Raw genomic sequence first — 20,451 nt, forward strand, 5'->3', positions numbered from 1 at the left:
CACGGGGCTGTCCGGCGAGCCTGCCCTGTTCACCGGTCGGGCTACTTCTTCCGGCCCGGCATGTTGCGCACTGCCTCGCGGGCCTGGTCTTCGGCCTCGGCCCGGGTCTCGCGTGCTTTGCCCTTGACCTGGTCCATCTTGCCTTCGGCCCTCATGGAGTCGTTGCCCGAGACCTTGCCCGCGGCTTCCTTCATCTTGCCCTTGGCCTGGTCCATCTTGCCTTTGCCCTTGGCCATCACAAACTCCCAGCGTGACGAGTGAACTACTGACAGCAACACGCTAGGGGCGGGGCGGTCGGAACGCGCGCCGGAGCCGTCCCCCTGTGGCCTGTGCGGGGGACCCGGCCCGACATCGCACGCGGCAGTGGGTGCCGAGGTGACGGCCATGGGCGGATGCGAGCGCGGGCCCGGGCGCGCACCATGGGCTGGACGTCGCCGACGAAGCACGGGCCATGCCGTGGCCCGAGGTTCCCGCCTGCGGCGGTCGCTCCATGCGGCGCGCGTCAGAGGGCTCGCGAGCAAAGGAAGCAGGGGCGTTCCGCCCCACGCAAAACAATCGTCCAAGAGCATCGCGGCACGGCGCTCCCGCGGTCCGCCGGACCTGTCCCGAGCGGCGTCCCCGCCGAGCGCGCCAGGCCCTACGGGCCCGTCACAGCCGTAGACCGGCGAGGAGGACTCTTCATGGCCATTCGCCACCAGTTGATCCAGCGCTCCCCCGCCGAGGTGTGGGCAGTCCTCGCCGACCCCGAACGGTACGGGGACTGGGTGGTGGGGCCGGACAAGTCCGAGCCCATCGACCAGACCTGGCCACAGGCCGGTTCGCGGCTCCGTTACACACTCCGGATCGGGCCGTGGGCGGGCGACGGCACGACGACGGTCCGGCACAGCCAGGCGTGCGAGGAACTCGAACTGGAGGCGAGTTTCAAGGCCCTCGGCAGCGCGAGGATCCACCTCCAGCTCCGGCCCTGGGGCGAGGACACCCTGGTCATCTGTGACGAGCATCCGCTGCGCGGCGTGGGCGGCACCCTGCACAACCCCGTGACCGAGGCACTGCTCCAGCTGCGCCACCGGGGCATGCTGGCCCGCCTGGCCAAGGTCGTCGAGCGCGACGGCTCGGGGGCACGTCATGCCTGACGCCGTGGTGATCGGCGCCGGCCCCAACGGCCTCGTCGCGGCGAACCTCCTCGCGGACGCCGGGTGGAGCGTGGAAGTGCTGGAGGCGCAGGAGGAGCCCGGCGGCGCGGTCCGCAGCGACCACGGCGTTCACCCCGACTACGTCTCGGACCTCTTCAGCGCCTTCTATCCGCTGGCGGCCGCCTCCCCCGTCCTCGCCCGCCTCGACCTCGCGGCCGAAGGCCTGCGGTGGAGCCATGCCCCCCGGGTCCTGGCCCACCCCCTGCCGGACGGCCGGTGCGCCGTGCTGGAGCGCCATGTGCGGGACACCGCGGCCGGGCTGGCCCGGTTCGGTGCGGGCGACGGCGACTCCTGGCAGGACATGTACGGCATGTGGCGCAAGGTGGCGCCCGATCTGGTCCAGGCCCTGTTCACGCCCTTCCCTCCGGTACGTGCCGGGCTCCGCCTGGCCGCGAAGCTCCGCACCCCCGCCGGGCTCAGACTGGCCCGCAACCTCACGCTGCCCGTGCGGCGCCTGGGCGAGGAGGAGTTCACCGGGGAGGGGGGCCGGATCCTGCTGGCCGGCTGCGCCCTGCACGCGGATCTGGGACCGGAGTCCTCCGCCAGCGGCGGCTTCGGCTGGCTGATGTCGATGCTCGGCCAGAGCCATGGCTTCCCCGTCCCCGTCGGCGGCGCGGGCGCCCTGACCGGGGCGCTGGTGAGCCGTCTGGAGAAGCGCGGCGGAACGGTGCGGTGCGGGCAGCGGGTCACGTCCGTCGTCGTACGCGACGGCAGGGCCATGGGGGTCACCTGCGCGGGCGGCGAGACGGTCCGGGGCCGCCGGGCCGTGCTGGCGGATGTGTCGGCGCCCGCTCTGTACCGGGACCTGGTAGGCGAGGAGCACCTTCCCGGACGCCTGGTCACCGACCTCAAGCGTTTCCAGTGGGACTTCGCGACCTTCAAGGTCGACTGGGCCCTGTCGGGACCCATCCCCTGGACCGCGCCGCAAGCGGGCGGGGCGGGGACGGTCCACCTCGCCGACGGCCTCGACGGCCTCACCCGGTTCGCCTCCGAGATCGCCATGGGCCAGGTGCCCGCCCAACCGTTCCTCCTGCTCGGCCAGATGACGACGGCGGACCCCAGCCGCTCGCCCGCCGGCACGGAATCGGCGTGGGCCTACACCCATGTGCCCCAGCGCATCACGTCCGACGCCGGGCCCGACGCCCTCACCGGCCGGTGGGACGAGCGGGAGGAACAGGCCATGGCCGAGCGCGTCGAAGCGCAGGTCGAGCGGTTCGCACCCGGTTTCCGCGCGCTCATCCGCGCCCGCCGCGTCCTGTCGCCGCTCACGCTCCAGGCCATGGACGAGAACCTGCACCGCGGCGCCATCAACAACGGCACCGCCGCGCTGCACCAACAGGCCATCTTCCGCCCCGTGCCCGGCACCGGGCGCCCCGAGACACCGATCAAGGGTCTCTACCTGGCCTCCGCGGCGGCTCATCCGGGCGGAGGCGTGCACGGCGCACCCGGCGCGAACGCCGCCCGCGCGGCACTGCGGCCCCACGGCCTGCACACCCTCTTCCACCGCGCCCAGCGCGTCTGACGCCCGCGACGGAGGCCGGGCTCGCAGGTTTACGCGGCGGCTCGGGACGCGGCCGACCACTTTGCACCGGCCCGCCCTGATATGACTAGGTGGCTGGGGCGACACCGGCCTTGCTCTGCGACAGAACCGGACACCCCGTGGACGATGACCCTTCCCGCTCTTCATGGAGCATCACCGCGCTCGTCGAGGCGATGCACGGCGAGCGCGACGCCGCGGCGTCCGAGCTCCTCGAACGCTTCGCACGCGAGGCGGACCGCACCGCCCTGTTCGCGCTCCGCGACGCCCTCGCGGCCCGGGCTCTGCGCACCGAGAACGAGGGGTGACCAACCGGTCCGGACGGGCCCTCGGGGCCCGGACCGCCGCGATCCCCCGCGCCCCCACCGGCCACCGTCACCGGCCGTACGCCCGCCCCTTCGGTGCCAGGAGGTGGACTCTGGACCCCTCGCCGAACAGCGGCGCCCGGACGGTGCCGGTTCAGAGCCACCCGGGTGACCCGGCCCCCCTTCCGCGCGTCGGGTCGAGGATTCGCGGGCAGTCGGCGGACATGAAGCCACTTCCTGTCCCCGGCCCGTCCTACTGGACGCAGACGGCCGACTTCCCCTCCTTCGGTCCGCCGACGACTGACGAAGAGGCCGACGCGGTGGTCGTCGGCGGCGGCATCGCCGGCCTCAGCGCCGCCTGGGAGCTCGCTCGCGCCGGACTGGGCGTCATCGTGCTGGAGGCCGACCGGCTCGCGGGAGGCGTCACCGGCCACACCACCGGCAAGCTCACCGCACTGCACACGGCCATCTACGCCACGCTCCGCACCCAGCACGGCGAGGACGCCGCCCGCCTCTACGCCGCCTCGCAGAGCACCGCGCTCAGCCATGTCATCGAGGTGGCCGAGGACCTCGGCATCGACTGCTCACTCGAACGCCGCCCCGCCCTCACCTACTGCGAGCTACCGGACGGGGTCGAAGCGCTGCGTGCCGAGGCGGAAGCCGCCCGGGCCGCCGGGCTCGACGCCTCCTTCGTGACCGAGACCGGCCTTCCCTACCGGGTGGCGGGCGCCGTCCGGGTCGAGGACCAGGCGCAGTTCCACCCCCTCGCCTATCTGCGGGGGCTCACCGACGACCTCGTGGCGCGCGGCGGCAGGCTGTTCGAGAACGCGCGGGTCACCGACGTGGAAGGCGGCGACCGGTGCCGGGTGACCACGGCATCGGGCATCACCGTCCAGGCGCGTCACGTCGTGGTGGCCACCCACCACCCGCTGTTCGACGACGCCCTGCTGGCCGCCCGGCTCACCCAGCACCGCGACCTGGTCATCGCGGGCCAACTGCCCGCGGGCCAGGACCTCGACGGCATGTACATCACCGAGGAAGGCGGCAAGCGGTCCGTGCGCACGGCTCCGCTGCCCGGCGGGCACCGGCTGCTGATCGTCACGGGGGAAGCCTTCACCCCGGGCGACGGCCACGACACGAAGGCCGGATACGCCCGCCTGGGCGCCTGGGCCGAGCAGCGTTTCCCCGGCTTCGCGGTCACCCACCGGTGGGCGGCACAGGACAACAGCTCCACCGACACCCTCCCGCTCATCGGCCGGCTGCCCACCGCGGGCGAGAACGTCTATGTGGCCACCGGTTTCGCGGGCTGGGGCCTGACGGGCGGTGTCGTGGCCGCGCAGCTCATCGCCTCCCTCATCACGGGCGGCGAGCGACCGTGGACCGAGCTCTACGACCCGCGGCGGATCGGCCCCCTCGTCCGCACGGCGCCCGCCGCCCTCAAGGCCCAGTGGGACACGGGCAAGCACTTCGTCAAGGACCGCCTCGCCACCCTCGGGGACGGCACCAACGGACCGGTGAGCGAGCTCCGGCCGGGCGAGGGCACCGTCGTGCGCGCCGACGGCAAACCGTGTGCCGTCCACCGCGACGATGCGGGAAACCTGCACGCCGTCTCCGCTGTCTGCACCCACATGGGCTGCCTCGTCGCCTTCAACAACGCCGAACGGACCTGGGAGTGCCCCTGCCACGGCTCCCGTTTCGGCATCGACGGCGAGATCCTCCAGGGCCCGGCGCTGAAACCGCTGGAACCGCGCGACCCCGCAGATCTGTAATCCCGCGGCCGCCCGGCACCCGTAGCACCCTCCCGGGCAGATCACCTGTCCCGCCCGGGCTCGGCATGCGGAGCCCGGCCGGGCGGGTCACGGTGGAGCCATGACCGAGCCGCCCATCGTCGTACACCGGCTCCTGGCCCGTGGGGGCCGACACGTCTACGTCCTCGGCCAGGACACCGGCATCGCGTACTCGGACCGGCACCTGATCGAGTTCCTGCGCCAGAGCGGCATCGACGCGACCGACGCCGAGGCGATGGTGGACGGCGACTCGCCCGAGATCGCCTGGCAGGGCGCCCCGGCCCACGAATACGGCACGTCCTGACGGGACAGGGCCCGGCCCAACAGAGCGCATCGCCTCATGTGCCGCCCACGCACGCGGACTTGGGAGGCCGGATCTCCCCCTGCGCCGGTGGCCGCCGGGTTCGCGCGCCCCGGGCACCGTGACCGTGGGCCCCGCCGCCCCCCTTCCGTATGACTCCGCGCTGACGGGGCACACGGACAGGGCTGAACACCGGCACGGATCGGAGACTGGACATGCGCACCGTCGGAGTGGAAGAAGAACTGCTCATGGTGAGTGCGCGGACCGGAGAGGTGCTGGCCCTCTCCACGGTCGTCGTGTCGCCTTCCGCCTCCCGAAGAGCGGACGGTCCACAGGAGGAGGAGTTCGAGAAGGAGCTCCAGAAGGAGCAGGTGGAGTTCGCGACCAGCCCGCTGACGTCGATGAGCGAGATCGAAGAGGAGATCGTTCGGCTGCGCCGGGAGGCAGCCCGCCGCGCCGAGCGAGCAGGCACCACGGTGGCGGCCCTGGCCACCTCGCCCGTGCCGGTGGAACCGTCGCTCGACCTCGGTGAGCGTCATACCTGGATGGCCGAGAACTTCGGACTGACCGCCCGCGAGCAGCTGACGTGCGGCTGCCATGTGCACGTGGCGGTGGAGTCCGACGACGAGGGCGTCGCGGTAGTCGACCGGATCCGGCCCTGGCTGTCGGTGCTGACCGCGATCAGTGGGAACTCGCCCTTCTGGCAGGGCGAGGACAGCGGTTACAGCAGCTATCGCAGCCGGGTCTGGAACAGGTGGCCCTCCGCCGGGCCCACGGAGGTGTTCGGCTCGGCCGACCGCTACCACCGCCACGTCGAGTCGATGATCGCCACTGGCGCCCTGCGGGACGACGGCATGATCTACTTCGACGCCCGGCTGTCCGCCCGCTACCCCACGGTGGAGATCCGCGTCTCCGATGTCTGCCTCCAGCCGAGCACCACGGTCCTGATCGCCGCCCTTGTCCGCGCCCTGGTGGAGACCGCCGCCGCGTCGTGGCGCGCGGGCCGGCCCCCGGCCCCGGTCAGTGCGGGGCTGTTGCGCCTCGCGGCCTGGCGTGCCGCCCGATCGGGCCTGACCGGCTCACTGGTCGACCCCCGCACGATGCGGGCGGAGCCCGCCTCCACCGTCGTGGCGGCCCTCCTCTCCCATGTCCAGGACGCCTTGAGCGACAGCGGCGACCTGGACAGGGTCCGGAGCACCCTCGCGCAACTGACGGCGCAGGGCACCGGCGCCCAGCGGCAGCGCGACCTCTACCGACGGCATCAGAGCATGCGAGCGGTCGTGCGTGAATGCGCCCGCATCACCGCCCTCGCGGACTGAGACCCGCTCACCGGCGCTCCTGTCGCGTCGGTACGCGATGTGCCGGTCGGCCGCCCCGTGAACCGGCCGCATCACGGGAGGACCCCGTACGGCTCGGCCCTGGGTGCGGGGCGACGGGCGACACCACACAGTGGGAACACAACCCCGTTTCCCCTCCCGAAGGAGTCTGACGTGTTCTCAAAGGTCAAGCTGGCCATCGCCGTCACCGCCGCCTGCGGCGCCGTCGTCGCGGGCGCGGGGATCGCCGCGGCCGACGACGGACCCACCGGAACGGCGAGCAACTCCCCCGGCGTCATCTCCGGCAACGTCATCCAGGTACCGCTGCACGTGCCGGTCAATGTGTGCGGCAACACGATCGACCTGATCGCCCTGCTCAACCCCGCGTCGGGCAACGCCTGCGCCAACTCCTGATCCCGCCCGTCCCCGTGCCCCCGGCCCCTGCCCGGCGCCGGGGACACGGGCGTTCGCGAACGCTGTCGCCCAGGGCGCTGGTGGTCATGGTCAGTGACGCCTTACCGGCCCAGTCAGGACCGCAGGCTGTCGTGCTGGGCCAGTACCGAGAGCAGGTCGGCGACCGTGGCCTTGTCGGCCGGGTGACGCAACGGGTTGTCGGGGGCAACGCGGTAGATGTTGGAGCGGCCCTCCCGGGTGTGCGTGAGATAGCCGCCGCGCTCCAGGTCGGAAATGATGTTCTGCACGGACCGTTCCGTCAGTCTGCAGTGCGCCGCGATGTCACGTATGCGCACCGTGCAATCCCCCGCGATGGTCGCCAACACGCGGGCATGGTTGGTGAGGAAGGTCCAGCCGGTGTGCGCCTCAGGTACTCCGCCCATCCTCCCAGCATAGGACGAGCGATTCATGCACTCAAAAAGACGAAATCAATTTCCGGTAACCCTTGACGGGTGAGGGGTGCGCGGGGGAGATTTGTAGGGACCTAGCCGGGAGTCCTCGTGGGGAGCCTGCCGTGAATGACCGAGAGCTGTTCCCGCAGACCGCAGGCGTCCTGACCGGTCGCTCGGCGGATCTGCTGGTGCGCGCCGCCGACAGGCCCGACGTGGTCCTGGTCGCAGGCGACCTCGACCTCGACAGCACGCAGGCCCTTTACTCCGCCCTGCGCGAGAGGCTCGACCGCTCGCCGCAGGGGCTCACTCTCGACCTGAGGGGCGTCGGCTTCTGCGACTGCTCCGGCCTCAACGTGCTGCTGCGCCTGCGCCACCGGGCCCTTACTCAGGGCAAAACGATCCGCATCCGAGGCGCGGGCCCGCAGGTGGAGCGGCTCCTCAGGCTCACCAACACCGGCCCCCTGTTCAGCGACGCGGGCCGCGCATGCGCCCGCCCCAAGGACCGCCGCCCCTCCCACGCGCGCCTGGGGCGTTCGACGTGAACGAGCCCTCCCCCGCCAAGGACGGCGCCAGCCTGCACCGCGAAGTCGAGCAGCTCCGCCGGGCCCTGGAGACCCGGCCCGTCATCGACCTCGCCCGGCACACGGCCGAGCCTGGCGAGGTTCGCGGTACCCCACGGGATGCGTGATTCCCCACCCCGGCCCCCACGCCACGGTTACGTTGGCCGGATGGATCAGGATGAACTGGCGCTGTACGCCTCGTCGTTCGGCGCCGCGGCGGCCGCGTACGCCGAACACCGTCCGGGCTACGCGCAGGCCGCGGTGCGCTGGGCGATCGAGCACGCGCCGGGTCCACGCGTGCTCGACCTCGGTGCGGGGACCGGCAAGTTGACCTCCACGCTGGCGGCGCTGGGCGCCGATGTCATCGCGGTCGAGCCCGACCCGGAGATGCTGGCCGAGCTGCGCCGCTCGCTGCCACATGTCCGCGCCCTGAGCGGCAGCGCCGAGGCCATCCCGCTGCCGGACGGTTCCGTGGACGCCGTGCTGGCGGGCAACGCCATGCACTGGTTCGACATGGCCCTCGCGGGACCCGAGATCGCCAGAGTGCTGGCACCCGGCGGCGTCCTGTCCGGCCTGTGGAACCTCCTGGACGACCGGGTCGAGTGGGTCGCCGGACTCGCCCAGGTCGGCAAAAGCGCGGCCGTCGGCCCGCGTGACACTCCCGCCGCATGGCGCACGGAGACCGCCACCCTGCACCTCCCGGAACCGGCGACCGGCATGAGCGCCCGGTTCGGCTCGCCCGAGCAGGCCGAGTTCGCGCACGGACAGCACCGCACCGCCGACTCTCTCGTGGCGACCCTGGCGACGCGGGCCGGCATGCTGGTCATGCCGGAGCACGTACGGGACGCCAGGCTGGACCGCATCCGGGCCTTCCTCGCCGGCACACCGGAGACCGCCCGCGGCGGGTTCACCCTGCCCATGCTGACCGGCGTCCTGCGTACCCGGCGGTTGTGAACCTCACCGGGGCCGACTGGATTTCCAACTACACGTCCGGGCACGCCACTTGCGCATCTCAGGCGTCCGTATTCGAACCCTGCGTTCACCCTGACGCGTTCGCATGGCATGCCGACCTTCCCCGACTGGACCGAGCGCGTCCCGCACCTCCGTGATCAGTGGGAGGCACAGCGGGGGCGGCTCCCCGGTTCAGGCCCCGGCCTGGATCACGAGCAGGGCGACCGGATCAACTCCTGTGGTATGCAAGCGACTTGCCGGTGCGCCACTCAGGACATGGCCGAGGCCATGACACTTGGCGCGTGCATTTCGGTCGTGTTGAGGGCCAACCCGCACGGCACGCGTGCTGATTCGCGCCACTTGGCCTCGCGGCCCCCTCCAGCGGGGTCCGCGAGGCCACACTCGAACAAAGGTCTTCCTTCGTATCGGACCGGACAACGGGGTACTCATGTCGCGCATCGGTTCCCACTCGCCCGTGCTCATCGAAAGTCCCTCGGTCAAGTTCTCCAGTGCCCCACAGCGCGTACCGCTGCGGCACCTCGGCACGCCCTCCCTGCGCACATCGGTCTCCGGCACCCGGCGGCGCGCCCGCGGGGAGGCGCCCCGCGTCCTGCTCCTCGTGCCCTCCTACACCCGGGTCGTCGAGCCGTCTCCGCGAGGGAGCAGCTTTCGGGCGCTCGGTCTGGGCACGTTCGAGGTCATGAAGCGGGCGGGCACCCCGATCGGCCTACTGCGCATAGCCACCAACGCCCGCCTCGCCGGCTTCGACCTCCGCATCGTCGACTCACCCTTCGCCGGCTGGGAACAGGAGCGCCGGCACGTCGATCTCGGAGGCGGCAGCTCTCTGGTGCGCTACGGCCTCGACGACACCCAACTCCGAACGCTCATCGAGGAGTTCGACCCGGACGTGGTCGGGGTGCAGTGCATCTACACCGTCCAGTGGGGCAACGCGCGCGCTCTCGCCGACCTGGTCAAGGACATCGATCCGGAGATCGTGACCGTCACCGGCGGCGCCCACCCCAGTGGCGACTGGCAGTACGCGGTGCCCGACTCCCCCTTCGACCACGTCGTCATCAACGAGGCCGACCAGACCTTCACAGCGCTCCTGCGGGCGCTGACGGAGGAGGGCGGCGACATCGACGCCGTGCCCGGCATCGCCTACCGGCGCGGTGACGGAGCGGTGGTCCGCACGACCGCCATGTCGCCCTACATGCGCATCCTGCCCAAGCGGCAGGGCCTCGACCAGCGGCTGGGCCTGATGCCGCTGCCCGACTTCGCCATGCTGGACATGCGCCAGTACGAGCAGGCGTACCACTCCTCCGGCAAGCGGGTGCGCGACCACGGCTCCTGGGCGCAGATCTTCTCGACGATCGGCTGCAACATCGGCTGCGACTTCTGCTACATCCCGATGGTGAACGGCCCGTGGCGGGCGCTCGGCACCGACTGGTTCGACCTGCACCTGGCCGAGATCACCAAGCAGGGCGTGACCGAGGTCCTCATCGAGGACGATCACCTGCTGCACGACCCGCTGTACGCGATGCGGGTCTTCGAGCTGCTGCGCAAGCACGACCTGCCGTGGGTCGAGGAGGGCGGGCTGAGTCTGTTCAACCTCGTCCTGCTGCACCTGGGCGCCGGGTTCGCCGACGGCATGGACGAGGCCGACCGGCGCGACCCGAACTTCCGCAACGTGCTCGCCGCCATGCGCGCCGGGCTCACCTGCCGGGGCCTGATCAAGGCGATGGCCGACGGCGGCTGTTACAGCGTCTACCTCGCGGTGGAGAGCGCCAACGAGGAGAGTCTGGAGCATTCCGGAAAGTCCCGGCTCAACGCCATCCAGCAGGCCACCGGCGAGATCGTGGAGATGTTCACCGAGTACGGCATCCAGGTCACCGGCGGTTTCATGCTGGGCTTCGTCAACCCGCCCGAGCGGCCCGGAGCCGCGCCGTACATCGAGTCCCTCGATCAGATAGAGCGGACCATCGACTACGCGGTCACGCTCATGGGCCACGGCATGGCGTACGCGAACCCGTTCATCGTCACCCCGCTGCCGGGCACGAAGATGTGGGACTTCCAGAAGGACTACGTCGTACGCCACTACGACAACGGCTGGTCGCACGAGAAGGCCACCATGGCCACCGACCAGTGGAGTGCCGAGGACATCGAGCGCATGCGCCTGGAGCTCCTTGTGCGGGCCAACGGCGCCGACAAGGTGACCGAAATGGTCCGCCGGGGCACCTGGCCGGTGGACGCCTGACCTCTTCGGGCCGGACTCTGCTCAGGACGGGCGGGGCCCGGCCCGGCGTCGGCGGCGCGCCGAACGCAGTGTGTCCGCCGAGGCCAGCATGGCGCCGCCCGCGATCAGGACGCAGGCGACGGCGACGGGCCAGCTCGCGTCGGCACGCCCTGTCGCGATCAGCAGGGTGGTGGACAGCAGCGGGGCGAAGTAGGACAGGGTGCCCAGGAGCCGGATGTCGCCGTGCTTGGTGCCGTGGTCCCAGACGTAGAAGGCACCGCCGACCGGGCCGAGCCCGAGGGCCAGCACGGCGAGCCACTGCCAACCGTCGGGCCGCACGGTGGTTTCGAACAGCAGGTGGCACACGGCCGCGAGTACCGCGGTGGCCAGGCAGAAGAACGCGACCATGTCCGTGGGCACCTGTGGGTACCGGCGATTGGCCACCGAGTACGCCGACCACACCAGGGCGCACACCATCGCCGCCACGTACCCGAGCAGGAACTCGCGGCGGAAGTGCACCCCTTGGCCGCCGGTGACCAGCAGGAAGGTGCCGCCCAGGCCGAGTACCGCGCCGCTCATGTGCCACCAGCGCAGCCGCTCACCGGGCAGCAGCGCGGAGAACACGACGATCAGAAGCGGCCACAGGTAGGCGATGAGACCGGCGTCGACGGCGGGTGCGTTGCGCAGCGCCAGGAAGTAGAAGAAGTGGTAGCCGAACAGGCCGCCGATGCCGAGCAGCCAGGCGCCGCCGGGCAGTCCACGGGCGAGCCCCGCCCCGCCGCGCAGGGCCCGGGGCAGCCCGATGATGCCGCCCACCGCGAACGCCATCGCGGTGAGCTGGAACGGCGGAATCCGCCCGGTGAGCGTGGTGAACAGCGCGAGCGACGCCCACAGCAGCACGGCCAGGGCGCCGACCCCGGTGGCCCTGAGCCGGCGCCCCTGGTGCGTCGTGCCGCCGGGCTCGCCGCCCTGCGCGACGGCTTCGGTCTGCGCGTCCATGGGGCCCCCGTCCGCCGTCCCGTTGCCTACCGGGGCATCGTACGAAGGCCCGGCACACGCCCCCGCGCTTTCCGGACAGCTCCTGACGCAAGGCCGTTGGACGCGCCCGTGCAGGTCTCTCCTCCACGGGCGCGGGCCCTTTGACGTCCCCTCAGTAATTGGGGAGATCGAAGGCGACAGCAGCCTGGAACACCGCCAGGTTCTCCCGGCCGGGCCCGTCGAGGACCGCCGCCTCCTCGCTCGTCGGCGGCCCGGGCACCTCCGCGCCGGCGGCCAGCATCTCCTGGCCCAGGGCGAGCAGAGCCTGATTGGCCGTCACATGGGGGCGCAGCCGCTCCTCGTAGGCGCGGAAGGCCCTCTCGTGGTCGCCGTCGGCCGCGTGCAGCTCCCCCGCGAGCACATAGGCGGCGGTCAGCGCCACGCTGGTGCCCTGCCCGGTGAGCGGCGAGCAGCAGTACCCGGCGTCGCCCAGGAGCGCGACGCGCCCGCGGGACCATTCGTCCATCCGGATCTGGGCCACCACGTCGTAGTGGAAGGCGTCCGTCTCCCACATGGCCTTCAGGAAGCGGGGCACCTCCCAGCGCAGGGACGCGCACCGCTCGGCCACGAGCCGCTTCTGCTCCATGGGGTCGCGCGGCAACAGCCGTTCGTAGGCCTCGTCGGAGGAGAAGCCCACGAAGACGCGCAGTTCGGTGTTGTCCCGCACCGTCATGGCCATGCAGCCCCACACGTTGTCGAGTCCGGGCTGGTGGAAGACCTCCCAGCGGTCCAGCCCGAGGTGATTGGGGGCGCTCCAGGAAGCGACGTACGTGCCGATCGGGTGCAGGTAGTCGGCCTCGGGGCCGAAGACGAGGCGGCGGGTGGCCGAGTGGAGGCCGTCGGCGCCGACCACCAGGTCGAACCGCCGCTCGGCGCCGCTCGCGAAGTGGACCCGGACGCCCTCGTCGTCCTGCACCAGGGTGCCGATCGAGTCGCCGAACAGGTACTCCACGTCCGTCCCGGCGGCCTGCGCGACCAGCTCGGCGAGTTCGTCGCGGAGGATCTCCACGTCGGGGCCGTCGGAAGGGCCGCCGCTGGCCGTCCATCCGGTGGTGCGGCGCAGCTCCTGGCCCTCCGCGTCCACGTGCGACATGCCGAGCAGGCCGGTCTTCCGGGCCCGCACCTCCTCCAACAGGCCCATGCGCTCGATCACTTGGAGGGCGCTGCCGCGCACGTCCACCGCCTGCCCTCCGCCCCGCAGGTCCTTCGAGCGTTCGACGACGGTGACGCGGAAGCCGTAGCGCGCCAGCCAGTACGCCAGAGCGGTTCCGGCTATGCCGGCGCCGGACACCAGGACCGTGGTGTCGCGTGAGTGGTGCGGTCGGATGCTGTTCGTCATGGTGACCTCCCGAATCGGTTCGATGGGTCCATACTCGGCAGCGGCACCGACAGAACACCGACAAGCTTGGCCGGGCACCGACAGCGCACCGACAGGCCCGATCAGACCAGTCCCGTCCAAGCACCGGTGAACCACGGAAGGCCACGACAGCCAGACACGTTTCGATCCTCATCTCTGCGCCGTAGCAGGCGAGTTGAGGGCTCCGCTACGTTTCGGGGTGGGAAAGATGAGGCGACGTCCATCGGGTGGGGCGCCGCTTTGCCTTCCGTTCCCGCAGCGTTCAGCCTCGTGTCCCTGCAGGCGTGGCGGAGCCTTCCCTAGGGTCCATGAGGTTCGTCGGAAGAAGGGGCTCATGGACACACAGCCGGCACTCCAGGCCCGCGAGATCACCAAGTGCTTCGGGGACGTCGTCGCCCTCGACGGCGTCGACCTGGAGGTGACGCAGGGCCAGATCCACGGCCTGGCCGGACCCAACGGCGCGGGCAAGACCACGCTGCTCGGCATCCTGCTCGGGCTGGCCGTTCCCGACAGCGGTCGCCTCGACATCCTGGGCGCCCCGGTGGGGCGAACCCCGGCCGCCGCGGACGGCGTGTCCGGCTTCGTGGACGGGCCCGGCCTCTACCCCGCGCTCACCGCCCGGCAGAACCTCGCCGCGCTGGCCGCGCTGCGCGGGCAGAACGCCCGGGCGGCGGGAGTCGACGACGTGCTCGCGCAGGTCGGGCTGACCGAGGTCGCCGACGAGCGGGCCCGCGGGTTCTCCCTCGGCATGCGCCAGCGGCTCGGGCTGGCCGCGGCCCTGCTCACCAAGCCCCGGCTGCTCGTGCTCGACGAACCCTCCAACGGGCTTGATCCGGCCGCGAAGAGACACGTCCATGGTGTTCTCACCGAGCTCGCCGCGGACGGAACCAGCGTGGTGCTCTCCAGCCACCGCATGGACGATCTCGAAGCCCTGTGCTCCGAGGTCACCATCCTCTCCGCCGGACGGGTCGTGTTCTCCGGGCCGCTGGGCAAGCTCGCCGCCGAGAACGACGCCCTCGGCTACCGGTTGATCACCTCCGACCCCCAGGCCGCCCGGCGGCTGGCCGCCGAGACCACCGGGGTCACGGTCACCGACACCGCGCCGGGGCGCCACGACCCCGCCGTCCTCGTCGTCCGCGCCGTCGTGCCCGCCCTGGACGAACTCGTACGCCGCCTCGTGCACGCGGGCATCGCGTTGCGCGAGCTCGCACCCGTGGTGTCACCGCTCGAAGCCGCCTTCCTCTCCCTCACCGGGCAGTCGGCGGACCCACCGGACCGCCCAACGCCCGAGCGGCCTTCACCGCGTCCGGGGCGGCGGACCGAACCGCAGGGGGCAGGACGATGAGCACGGCCGTCACCACCCGGTCCGCGCCCGGCGTCCCTCGGGTTTCCGTGGCGCGCGCCTACCGCTTCGAGCTGCTCAAGCTCGTGGCGCAATGGCGCATCCGCCTGCTGGTTCTGGCCTGTTGGACCGCGCCGGCGGTCTTCGTCGCCGCGGTGAGCCAGCAGAGCACGCTCCCGTCGGACACCCTCTTTGGTCGCTGGATGCTCGCCACTGGCTGGGCGGGCCCCCTGGTGGTGCTCGGCTTCGCGGGCACCTGGGCGCTCCCCCTGCTGACGTCGGTGGTCGCCGGCGACGTGTTCGCCTCGGAGGACCGGCTCGGAACCTGGCGCCACCTCCTCGTGGCGGTACGGTCACCGCATCGCATCTTCGCGGCGAAAGCGCTGGCCAGCCTCACGGTGATCCTGCTGCTCGTGGCCGGTCTCGTCTGTTCCAGTACCGCCGCCGGGCTCGCCACCGTCGGCGGTCACCCGCTGGTCGGCCTCGACGGGCACGCGCTGTCCTCGTCGGACGCTGCCGCCAAGGTGCTGCTCGCCTGGCTCTGCGTCCTCGCGCCGACCCTGGCCCTCGCCGCCATCGGACTGCTCGGGTCCGTCGCCCTCGGACGCTCCCCGATGGGACTCCTGCTGCCCGCGCTGGTGGCGCTCACCACGCAGCTCGCCCAGCTGCTGCCACTGCCCACCGCGGTGCGCGCGGCCCTGCCGGGTTACGCCTTCATCGCGTGGAACGGTCTGTTCACCAGCCCGGCCCAGACCGGCCCCCTCCTCATCGCCGTGGCGGTCAGCCTGTTGTGGGCCGCGGCTGCGACCACGCTGGCCCATCTCCTGTTCGTACGCCGCGACTTCACGAACCAGGCCCACGACGGCTCGGGGCGCCGCGCGCTGACCGTCGGCGCCCTGCCCCTCGCGGGTCTCCTCGCCGTGACGGTCACCGCTCTCGCCGCGGCGCCTGCGGCCTCCGGCTCCGGCATCGACCAGGAGAAGGTGCAGCGCTCGGTCGCCACGGCCTTCGCCCACCTCTACCGCGCGCAGACCGAGCAGCTCCACCGTCCGCCCGTCACCGAGGCGCAGCTCAAGACCACCGCGGCGTGCACCAAGGGCGGGGCCGGAAGCGACGCCCACGGGCCCGGCAACGACTGGCGCTGCGTCGTCTCCTGGCACCTCCCCGACGTCGAGGCCACCGGGCAGGCCATCTACCAGCTCGACGTCGCCTCGGACGGGCGGTACGTCGCCGACGGCGACGGGCCGAAGGAAGTGAACGGCTACTTCCTGGTGCGGACCCCGAGGGGGGACGCGCCGAACCCGCTCTGGCAGTTCGACGGCAACGTCGAGCTGCTCTCCGCCACCCCGAAGGGATGACCCCATGCAGGTAACACGTCGCCGCAGGCGAGACGAGGTGCGCTCCGGCCCGCATCTTTGGCGCCTCGGCCGCCGGAGACCTCTGGCCACGGCGGGCGCCGCCGGTCTGGCCCTGGCCCTCGCGGGCACGGCCTTCGCCCAGACCCACCAGTTCGGAACCGACCACGTCGGCCAGGTCACCCCGCGTGGCCAGGTCATCTCCAGCGACCAGTACATCGCCCCGTACGGCGACCGTCTCGTCCTCAACAACGGCAAGATCATGTCGTCGTCGGTCAGCCCGGACGGCAGTCACCTCGCCGCCTCGGTCACCGACGGCGGCCTCGCGATGGCCATCGTGAACCTCAAGAGCTGGAAGGTGCAGCAGCTCGTCGGGAACAGTGCCTCGGCGGACCTGCGCATCAAGGGCAACGACGTGGGCCAGGAGGGCCCGACGTACTCCCCCGACGGCAAACAGCTGTGGCTGGGCCAGACCGACGGCTACACCAGGTTCACCGTCAATCCGGACGGCACCCTGGCCGCGCCCACGACCGTGAAGATCCCGGCGGACGGCCCCAAGCACGCCCTGGTGGGCGAGGCGGTGTTCGCCCCCGACGGCTCGACCGTGTACGCCGCGGTCAACGGGCAGAACCGGGTGGTCGCCATCAACGCGGCGACCGGCGCCGTGCAGCAGAGCTGGGCCGTCGGCAACGCGCCGCGTGACATGGTCAGGATCGGCTCCAGGCTGTACGTCAGCAACGAGGGCGGCCGCCCGGCGAAGCCCGGTGACACCACGATCAACTCGTACAACACCCCCGTGCCGGCCGACCCGGTGACGGCGGCGACCACCACCGGCACCGTCAGCGTCATCGACCTGGGCCACCCCGGCGCGGCCGTCGGGAGCATCGACGTCGGCCTGCACCCCACCGCGCTGTACGCCAAGGACCGGGCGCTGTTCGTCACCAACACGGCGACCAATGACGTATCGGTCATCGACACCGCGAAGAACAAGGTCGTCCAGACCATCTCCACCAAGCCGTGGCCGGAGGCGTCGGTCGGCTACGAGCCCGATGCCGTGGCCCTCACCCGCGACGGCCATCTGCTGGTGACGCTCGGCCGTGCCAACGCGGTCGCGGTCTACCGGTACACGAGCCCGCAGGAGCCGGTCAGCTACGTCGGCCTGCTCCCCACGGACTACTTCCCCGCCGAGATCGCCACCGTCGGCAACCAGGTGGTGGTCTCCAACACCCGCGGCATCGACGCCCGCCGGCCCGTGAACCCCGCCGGACACGGCACGCACGACACCACGTCGAGCCTGCAGCGGTTCACCCTGCCGAGCGACCGCGTCATCAAGTCCCAGACTGCGAAGGTCTTCCAGCAGAACGGCTGGACCCGCGGCGCCGTCGACAAGGCCAACGGCGCGAGCCGTGCGAAGCCGGTGCCCGTGCCGGTGCGGCTCGGCGACCCGTCGACGATCAAGCACGTGTTCCTCATCGTGAAGGAGAACCGGACCTACGACCAGGTCTACGGCGATGTGGGGAAGGGCAACGGCGACCCGTCGCTGGCCGAGTTCGGCGAGAACGTGACGCCGAACCAGCACGCGCTGGCCCAGCAGTTCGGCCTCTACGACAACACCTACGACATCGGCACGAACTCGGCCGAGGGCCACAACTGGCTGATGCAGGCCGACGATCCGGAGTACACCGAGTCATCGGCCGGTGAGTACGCGCGCAGTTACGACACCGAGGACGACGCGCTCGGCCACCAGCGCTCCGGTTTCCTGTGGACCGGGGCCCAGGCGGCGGGCAAGTCCGTGCGCGACTTCGGCGAGTTCCAGGAGTTCCTGACCAAGCCCGCGGCCGCGAGCTGGCAGAACCTGTACTGCGACTCCAAGAACATGGCGTCGACCGGACAGGACACCGCGTACCCCCTGGTCTCCTCCTCGCCGATCCCGTCGCTCAACGACGTGTCGGTGCACGGCTTCCCGAAGTTCGACACCAGCGTCCCGGACGTCTACCGGGCCGAGATCTGGAAGCGTGACTTCGCCAAGAACGGCCCGTCGGGCCTGAACATGTTCTGGCTCTCCAGCGACCACACCGGAGGCCCGGCCAACGCGCCCGCCCAGGTAGCGGACAACGACCTCGCGACCGGCCGCATCATCGACACGATCTCGCACAGCAAGTACTGGAAGGACTCCGCGATCTTCGTGGTCGAGGACGACTCCCAGGCCGGTCTCGACCACGTCGACGGCCACCGGGCCCCGATCCAGATCATCAGCCCCTGGGCCAGGCACGGCGTCGTCGACAGCCACTACTACTCGCAGATCACGCTGATCCGCACCATCGAGCAGATCCTCGGGATCCACCCGATGAACCAGAAGGACAGCGCGGCCAGCCCGATGGCCGCCGCGTTCACCGGAAAGCCAGACCTCACGCCGTTCAGCGCGCTGCCCAACCGGATCCCGCTGACCGACGGCCTCAAGACGCCGCCGCCCTGTGGCGTGGACGCCCCCGCGCCCCAGAACCCGAGGGCGGCGGCCGTGCCGGCGCCGAAGGTACCGGCGGACAAGCAGGCGCTCGCCGCTCAGTGGGACACCTGGAAGGCGCAGCAGAGGCTCACCGGCCCCAACGCGAAGCCCGACTTCGCCAACCCCGCCCAGATGAACCACTTCACCTGGTACGAGACCCACGACTGGACCCAGCCGTACCCCGGCGAGAACAAGATCTACGCACCCAAGGACGTACCCGGCGCGTACATCCCGTCGGCGGAGAACGACGGCTGACCCACCACCTGCACCAGGGGCCCCGACCGATGTCATCCGCGGCCGGGGCCCCTGTCCATGGGTGATCCACGCGCGGCCGGTCACCGGACGACGGAGCGGATCCGGGCGAGCTGCTTGCTTGTGCCCCACCGGCTGCGCCTGCTCGAAGAAGCGGGGCCCTGGCAGGGATGCCGCGTACACGCAACCCGGAACGACCTTGGGGCGTCGCCCTCTTGAACGAGGCGAGCCACAGACTCCAAAGGGAGCGCCACGCCATGGCAGACGACCGGGTCCAACTGGAACTCGACGTGGCAGCCTTCGACGCGGCGCGGTTCCAGGGGTACCTGGACCGTTGCCAAGAGGCCGGCCTCCGCCTGGCCACGCCGGCCGAACTCGGCGACACCCCGCTTCACCGGCGCGCACTCCACGAACTCCACAAGGAGTGCTCCGCCGACACCATCTCCTGGCCATGACAGCGGGGCACCGCCGCCCGGGCCGTCCTCGCTCGGCCATGGGACCCCACTCCCTTCGTCCCTCGGCGATCCCGGGAAGATGAACCGTGCTCAACCACATTTACCGCGTCACCAAGTACGACCCCGCCGACCGCGACGAACACGGCGCCTACACCGGGTCGGAAGACGTCACCAGCGACCATGGCGAGGTGGAGGCTGCCTACCTTGGGGCGGTCGCGGCGTTCGCCAGGGAGAGCGGTGTCGATCACCTCGTCGTACGGGAACCGCAAGTCCCCTCACTCGCCCACTTCGGCGTCGAGCCTCCGGCGAACGGGTTTGGACTGCACGGCCTCTTCCGCTCCGACCTCGCCGATTTCCACGACGGGGCCGTAGTGCCCGTCGGCATCGGGCTGGAGCTGGTGCGGGCCATGCTGCGCGACAACGGCGCCTGGTGCAGGCTCGAAGTCGAGGACGCCTTCGCCGTCCACGTGGGGTGGGACCAGTATCTCTACGTCAGCAGCGCCCGGCCCTGCGCGGAAGCAGTCGCCCAGGCCGGCGCACTCGGGCTGTTCACAGAACCCCTGGACGCCTCGCCCTACCGCTTCGAGGACGAGGAGGAGGGCATCCAGCGACCCGGCGACGAGGACTTCTGGACTTGCCTGCGCCAGGCTGTCGACGAAGGGCTCGCCGGTCTCGTCGAAGAGACGTACGTCGAGGGCGCCACACGATGGCACCTCCTCAGCGACGGCGCCCTCGCAGCGGTCCGCGCCGAACTGGCGCCCAGGGCCCGCCTGGAGGTCTGGCCACCCCTGTCCCGCGACGTCGAAGCCGTGCTGCGGGCGCTTCCCTCCGAAGGCCTCGTCGAAGGCGTCTGGCAGGACGAAGGCGGCCGCATCCACAGCGCCATCGTCGACGAGGACGACCTCCCGGCTCTGACCGCCCGGATGTCGAGGGCCCAGGCAGCCGCGCTCCTGTCCGTCTACGCCGACGAGCGCGTGCCGCTCTTCACCGCCGTCATGCCCGACAGCGACGGAATCCTGCGGGCACGCTGGCGGACCCGTCCCACCCCGAGCGACCGCCATTGGGCCCTCCGACACCGAAGGGCCCGAAGTCACTGAGAGTTGGACACCCTGGCTGCC

General features: G+C 71.4%; 20 protein-coding genes. 16 read left to right on the forward strand and 4 right to left on the reverse strand.

Annotation, left to right across the window (positions count from 1 at the left end):
• Window positions 1-41 precede the first annotated feature (41 nt).
• On the reverse strand, window positions 42-236 hold the full coding sequence (locus AC07F3_RS09640) for a CsbD family protein (RefSeq protein ID WP_479112181.1): 195 nt from the start codon (window positions 234-236) through the stop codon (window positions 42-44).
• Window positions 237-680: 444 nt separating this feature from the next.
• Here AC07F3_RS09640 and AC07F3_RS09645 point away from each other — a divergent pair, with 444 nt between their 5' ends.
• The 7 genes from AC07F3_RS09645 (at window position 681) to AC07F3_RS09675 (ending at window position 6,853) form a co-directional block, all read left to right on the forward strand.
• Window positions 681-1,133, forward strand: coding sequence for an SRPBCC family protein (locus tag AC07F3_RS09645; protein WP_479112183.1), 453 nt, complete (start codon window positions 681-683; stop codon window positions 1,131-1,133).
• A complete protein-coding gene (locus AC07F3_RS09650) occupies window positions 1,126-2,715 on the forward strand; it encodes a phytoene desaturase family protein (RefSeq protein ID WP_479112185.1) in 1,590 nt (529 codons plus the stop codon). The genes AC07F3_RS09645 and AC07F3_RS09650 overlap by 8 nt, the downstream gene beginning before the upstream one ends.
• Window positions 2,716-2,852: 137 nt before the next feature.
• Complete coding sequence (locus AC07F3_RS09655) at window positions 2,853-3,038, forward strand: hypothetical protein (protein WP_479112187.1); 186 nt, start codon at window positions 2,853-2,855, stop codon at window positions 3,036-3,038.
• Between the two features lie 221 nt (window positions 3,039-3,259).
• Entirely contained in the window at window positions 3,260-4,804 is a 1,545-nt protein-coding gene (locus tag AC07F3_RS09660; RefSeq protein ID WP_479112189.1) for an FAD-dependent oxidoreductase, read from the forward strand.
• A 100-nt stretch (window positions 4,805-4,904) separates the two neighbouring features.
• On the forward strand, window positions 4,905-5,126 hold the full coding sequence (locus AC07F3_RS09665; protein WP_479112191.1) for a hypothetical protein: 222 nt from the start codon (window positions 4,905-4,907) through the stop codon (window positions 5,124-5,126).
• Between the two features lie 212 nt (window positions 5,127-5,338).
• Entirely contained in the window at window positions 5,339-6,442 is a 1,104-nt protein-coding gene (locus AC07F3_RS09670; protein ID WP_479112193.1) for a glutamate--cysteine ligase, read from the forward strand.
• Between the two features lie 171 nt (window positions 6,443-6,613).
• Window positions 6,614-6,853, forward strand: coding sequence for a chaplin (locus AC07F3_RS09675; protein ID WP_479112195.1), 240 nt, complete (start codon window positions 6,614-6,616; stop codon window positions 6,851-6,853).
• Window positions 6,854-6,966: 113 nt separating this feature from the next.
• Here the strand turns inward: AC07F3_RS09675 and AC07F3_RS09680 are convergent, their stop codons facing one another.
• Window positions 6,967-7,275 (reverse strand): helix-turn-helix transcriptional regulator, encoded by a 309-nt coding sequence (locus AC07F3_RS09680; RefSeq protein ID WP_479112197.1) that lies wholly within the window; start codon window positions 7,273-7,275, stop codon window positions 6,967-6,969.
• A 131-nt stretch (window positions 7,276-7,406) separates the two neighbouring features.
• Between AC07F3_RS09680 and AC07F3_RS09685 the strand changes: the two genes are divergently transcribed.
• The 4 genes from AC07F3_RS09685 to AC07F3_RS09700 all read left to right on the forward strand — a co-directional run bounded on the left by AC07F3_RS09685 (window position 7,407) and on the right by AC07F3_RS09700 (window position 11,049).
• A complete protein-coding gene (locus tag AC07F3_RS09685; protein WP_479112199.1) occupies window positions 7,407-7,826 on the forward strand; it encodes an STAS domain-containing protein in 420 nt (139 codons plus the stop codon).
• On the forward strand, window positions 7,823-7,972 hold the full coding sequence (locus AC07F3_RS09690) for a hypothetical protein (protein WP_479112201.1): 150 nt from the start codon (window positions 7,823-7,825) through the stop codon (window positions 7,970-7,972). The genes AC07F3_RS09685 and AC07F3_RS09690 overlap by 4 nt, the downstream gene beginning before the upstream one ends.
• Before the next feature lie 40 nt (window positions 7,973-8,012).
• Window positions 8,013-8,798 carry a class I SAM-dependent methyltransferase gene (locus tag AC07F3_RS09695; RefSeq protein WP_479112203.1) on the forward strand — a complete coding sequence of 262 codons (786 nt, stop codon included), beginning with the start codon at window positions 8,013-8,015 and terminating at the stop codon, window positions 8,796-8,798.
• Between the two features lie 445 nt (window positions 8,799-9,243).
• Window positions 9,244-11,049, forward strand: coding sequence for a B12-binding domain-containing radical SAM protein (locus tag AC07F3_RS09700; RefSeq protein WP_479112205.1), 1,806 nt, complete (start codon window positions 9,244-9,246; stop codon window positions 11,047-11,049).
• A gap of 21 nt (window positions 11,050-11,070) precedes the next feature.
• Here AC07F3_RS09700 and yddG read toward each other — a convergent pair whose 3' ends face one another.
• Window positions 11,071-12,027 (reverse strand): aromatic amino acid exporter YddG, encoded by a 957-nt coding sequence (gene yddG / locus AC07F3_RS09705; protein WP_479112207.1) that lies wholly within the window; start codon window positions 12,025-12,027, stop codon window positions 11,071-11,073.
• A 151-nt stretch (window positions 12,028-12,178) separates the two neighbouring features.
• Entirely contained in the window at window positions 12,179-13,405 is a 1,227-nt protein-coding gene (locus AC07F3_RS09710) for an FAD-dependent monooxygenase (RefSeq protein WP_479112209.1), read from the reverse strand.
• Window positions 13,406-13,757: 352 nt separating this feature from the next.
• Between AC07F3_RS09710 and AC07F3_RS09715 the strand changes: the two genes are divergently transcribed.
• The 5 genes from AC07F3_RS09715 (at window position 13,758) to AC07F3_RS09735 (ending at window position 20,430) form a co-directional block, all read left to right on the forward strand.
• Complete coding sequence (locus AC07F3_RS09715) at window positions 13,758-14,768, forward strand: ABC transporter ATP-binding protein (RefSeq protein WP_479112211.1); 1,011 nt, start codon at window positions 13,758-13,760, stop codon at window positions 14,766-14,768.
• On the forward strand, window positions 14,765-16,123 hold the full coding sequence (locus tag AC07F3_RS09720) for an ABC transporter permease (RefSeq protein ID WP_479112213.1): 1,359 nt from the start codon (window positions 14,765-14,767) through the stop codon (window positions 16,121-16,123). Before AC07F3_RS09715 ends, AC07F3_RS09720 begins: the two co-directional genes overlap by 4 nt.
• 4 nt (window positions 16,124-16,127) lie before the next feature.
• Window positions 16,128-18,881: an alkaline phosphatase family protein gene (locus AC07F3_RS09725; protein ID WP_479112214.1), complete on the forward strand. Its 2,754-nt coding sequence runs from the start codon at window positions 16,128-16,130 to the stop codon at window positions 18,879-18,881.
• Window positions 18,882-19,135: 254 nt separating this feature from the next.
• A complete protein-coding gene (locus tag AC07F3_RS09730; RefSeq protein ID WP_479112216.1) occupies window positions 19,136-19,333 on the forward strand; it encodes a hypothetical protein in 198 nt (65 codons plus the stop codon).
• A gap of 86 nt (window positions 19,334-19,419) precedes the next feature.
• Window positions 19,420-20,430, forward strand: coding sequence for an RNA-binding protein (locus AC07F3_RS09735; RefSeq protein ID WP_479112218.1), 1,011 nt, complete (start codon window positions 19,420-19,422; stop codon window positions 20,428-20,430).
• Window positions 20,431-20,451 lie beyond the last annotated feature (21 nt).

The sequence above is a fragment of the Streptomyces sp. NPDC045846 genome (assembly GCF_056431605.1).

Coding starts and splice junctions, on each gene's coding strand:
- AC07F3_RS09680 (WP_479112197.1), bottom strand. CDS start 7,275: ATGGGCGGAGTACCTGAGGCGCACACCGGCTGGACCTTCCTCACCAAC.
- AC07F3_RS09640 (WP_479112181.1), bottom strand. CDS start 236: ATGGCCAAGGGCAAAGGCAAGATGGACCAGGCCAAGGGCAAGATGAAG.
- AC07F3_RS09670 (WP_479112193.1), top strand. CDS start 5,339: ATGCGCACCGTCGGAGTGGAAGAAGAACTGCTCATGGTGAGTGCGCGG.
- AC07F3_RS09730 (WP_479112216.1), top strand. CDS start 19,136: ATGGCAGACGACCGGGTCCAACTGGAACTCGACGTGGCAGCCTTCGAC.
- AC07F3_RS09710 (WP_479112209.1), bottom strand. CDS start 13,405: ATGACGAACAGCATCCGACCGCACCACTCACGCGACACCACGGTCCTG.
- AC07F3_RS09715 (WP_479112211.1), top strand. CDS start 13,758: ATGGACACACAGCCGGCACTCCAGGCCCGCGAGATCACCAAGTGCTTC.
- AC07F3_RS09700 (WP_479112205.1), top strand. CDS start 9,244: ATGTCGCGCATCGGTTCCCACTCGCCCGTGCTCATCGAAAGTCCCTCG.
- AC07F3_RS09645 (WP_479112183.1), top strand. CDS start 681: ATGGCCATTCGCCACCAGTTGATCCAGCGCTCCCCCGCCGAGGTGTGG.
- AC07F3_RS09720 (WP_479112213.1), top strand. CDS start 14,765: ATGAGCACGGCCGTCACCACCCGGTCCGCGCCCGGCGTCCCTCGGGTT.
- AC07F3_RS09660 (WP_479112189.1), top strand. CDS start 3,260: ATGAAGCCACTTCCTGTCCCCGGCCCGTCCTACTGGACGCAGACGGCC.
- AC07F3_RS09695 (WP_479112203.1), top strand. CDS start 8,013: ATGGATCAGGATGAACTGGCGCTGTACGCCTCGTCGTTCGGCGCCGCG.
- AC07F3_RS09665 (WP_479112191.1), top strand. CDS start 4,905: ATGACCGAGCCGCCCATCGTCGTACACCGGCTCCTGGCCCGTGGGGGC.
- yddG (WP_479112207.1), bottom strand. CDS start 12,027: ATGGACGCGCAGACCGAAGCCGTCGCGCAGGGCGGCGAGCCCGGCGGC.
- AC07F3_RS09650 (WP_479112185.1), top strand. CDS start 1,126: ATGCCTGACGCCGTGGTGATCGGCGCCGGCCCCAACGGCCTCGTCGCG.
- AC07F3_RS09725 (WP_479112214.1), top strand. CDS start 16,128: ATGCAGGTAACACGTCGCCGCAGGCGAGACGAGGTGCGCTCCGGCCCG.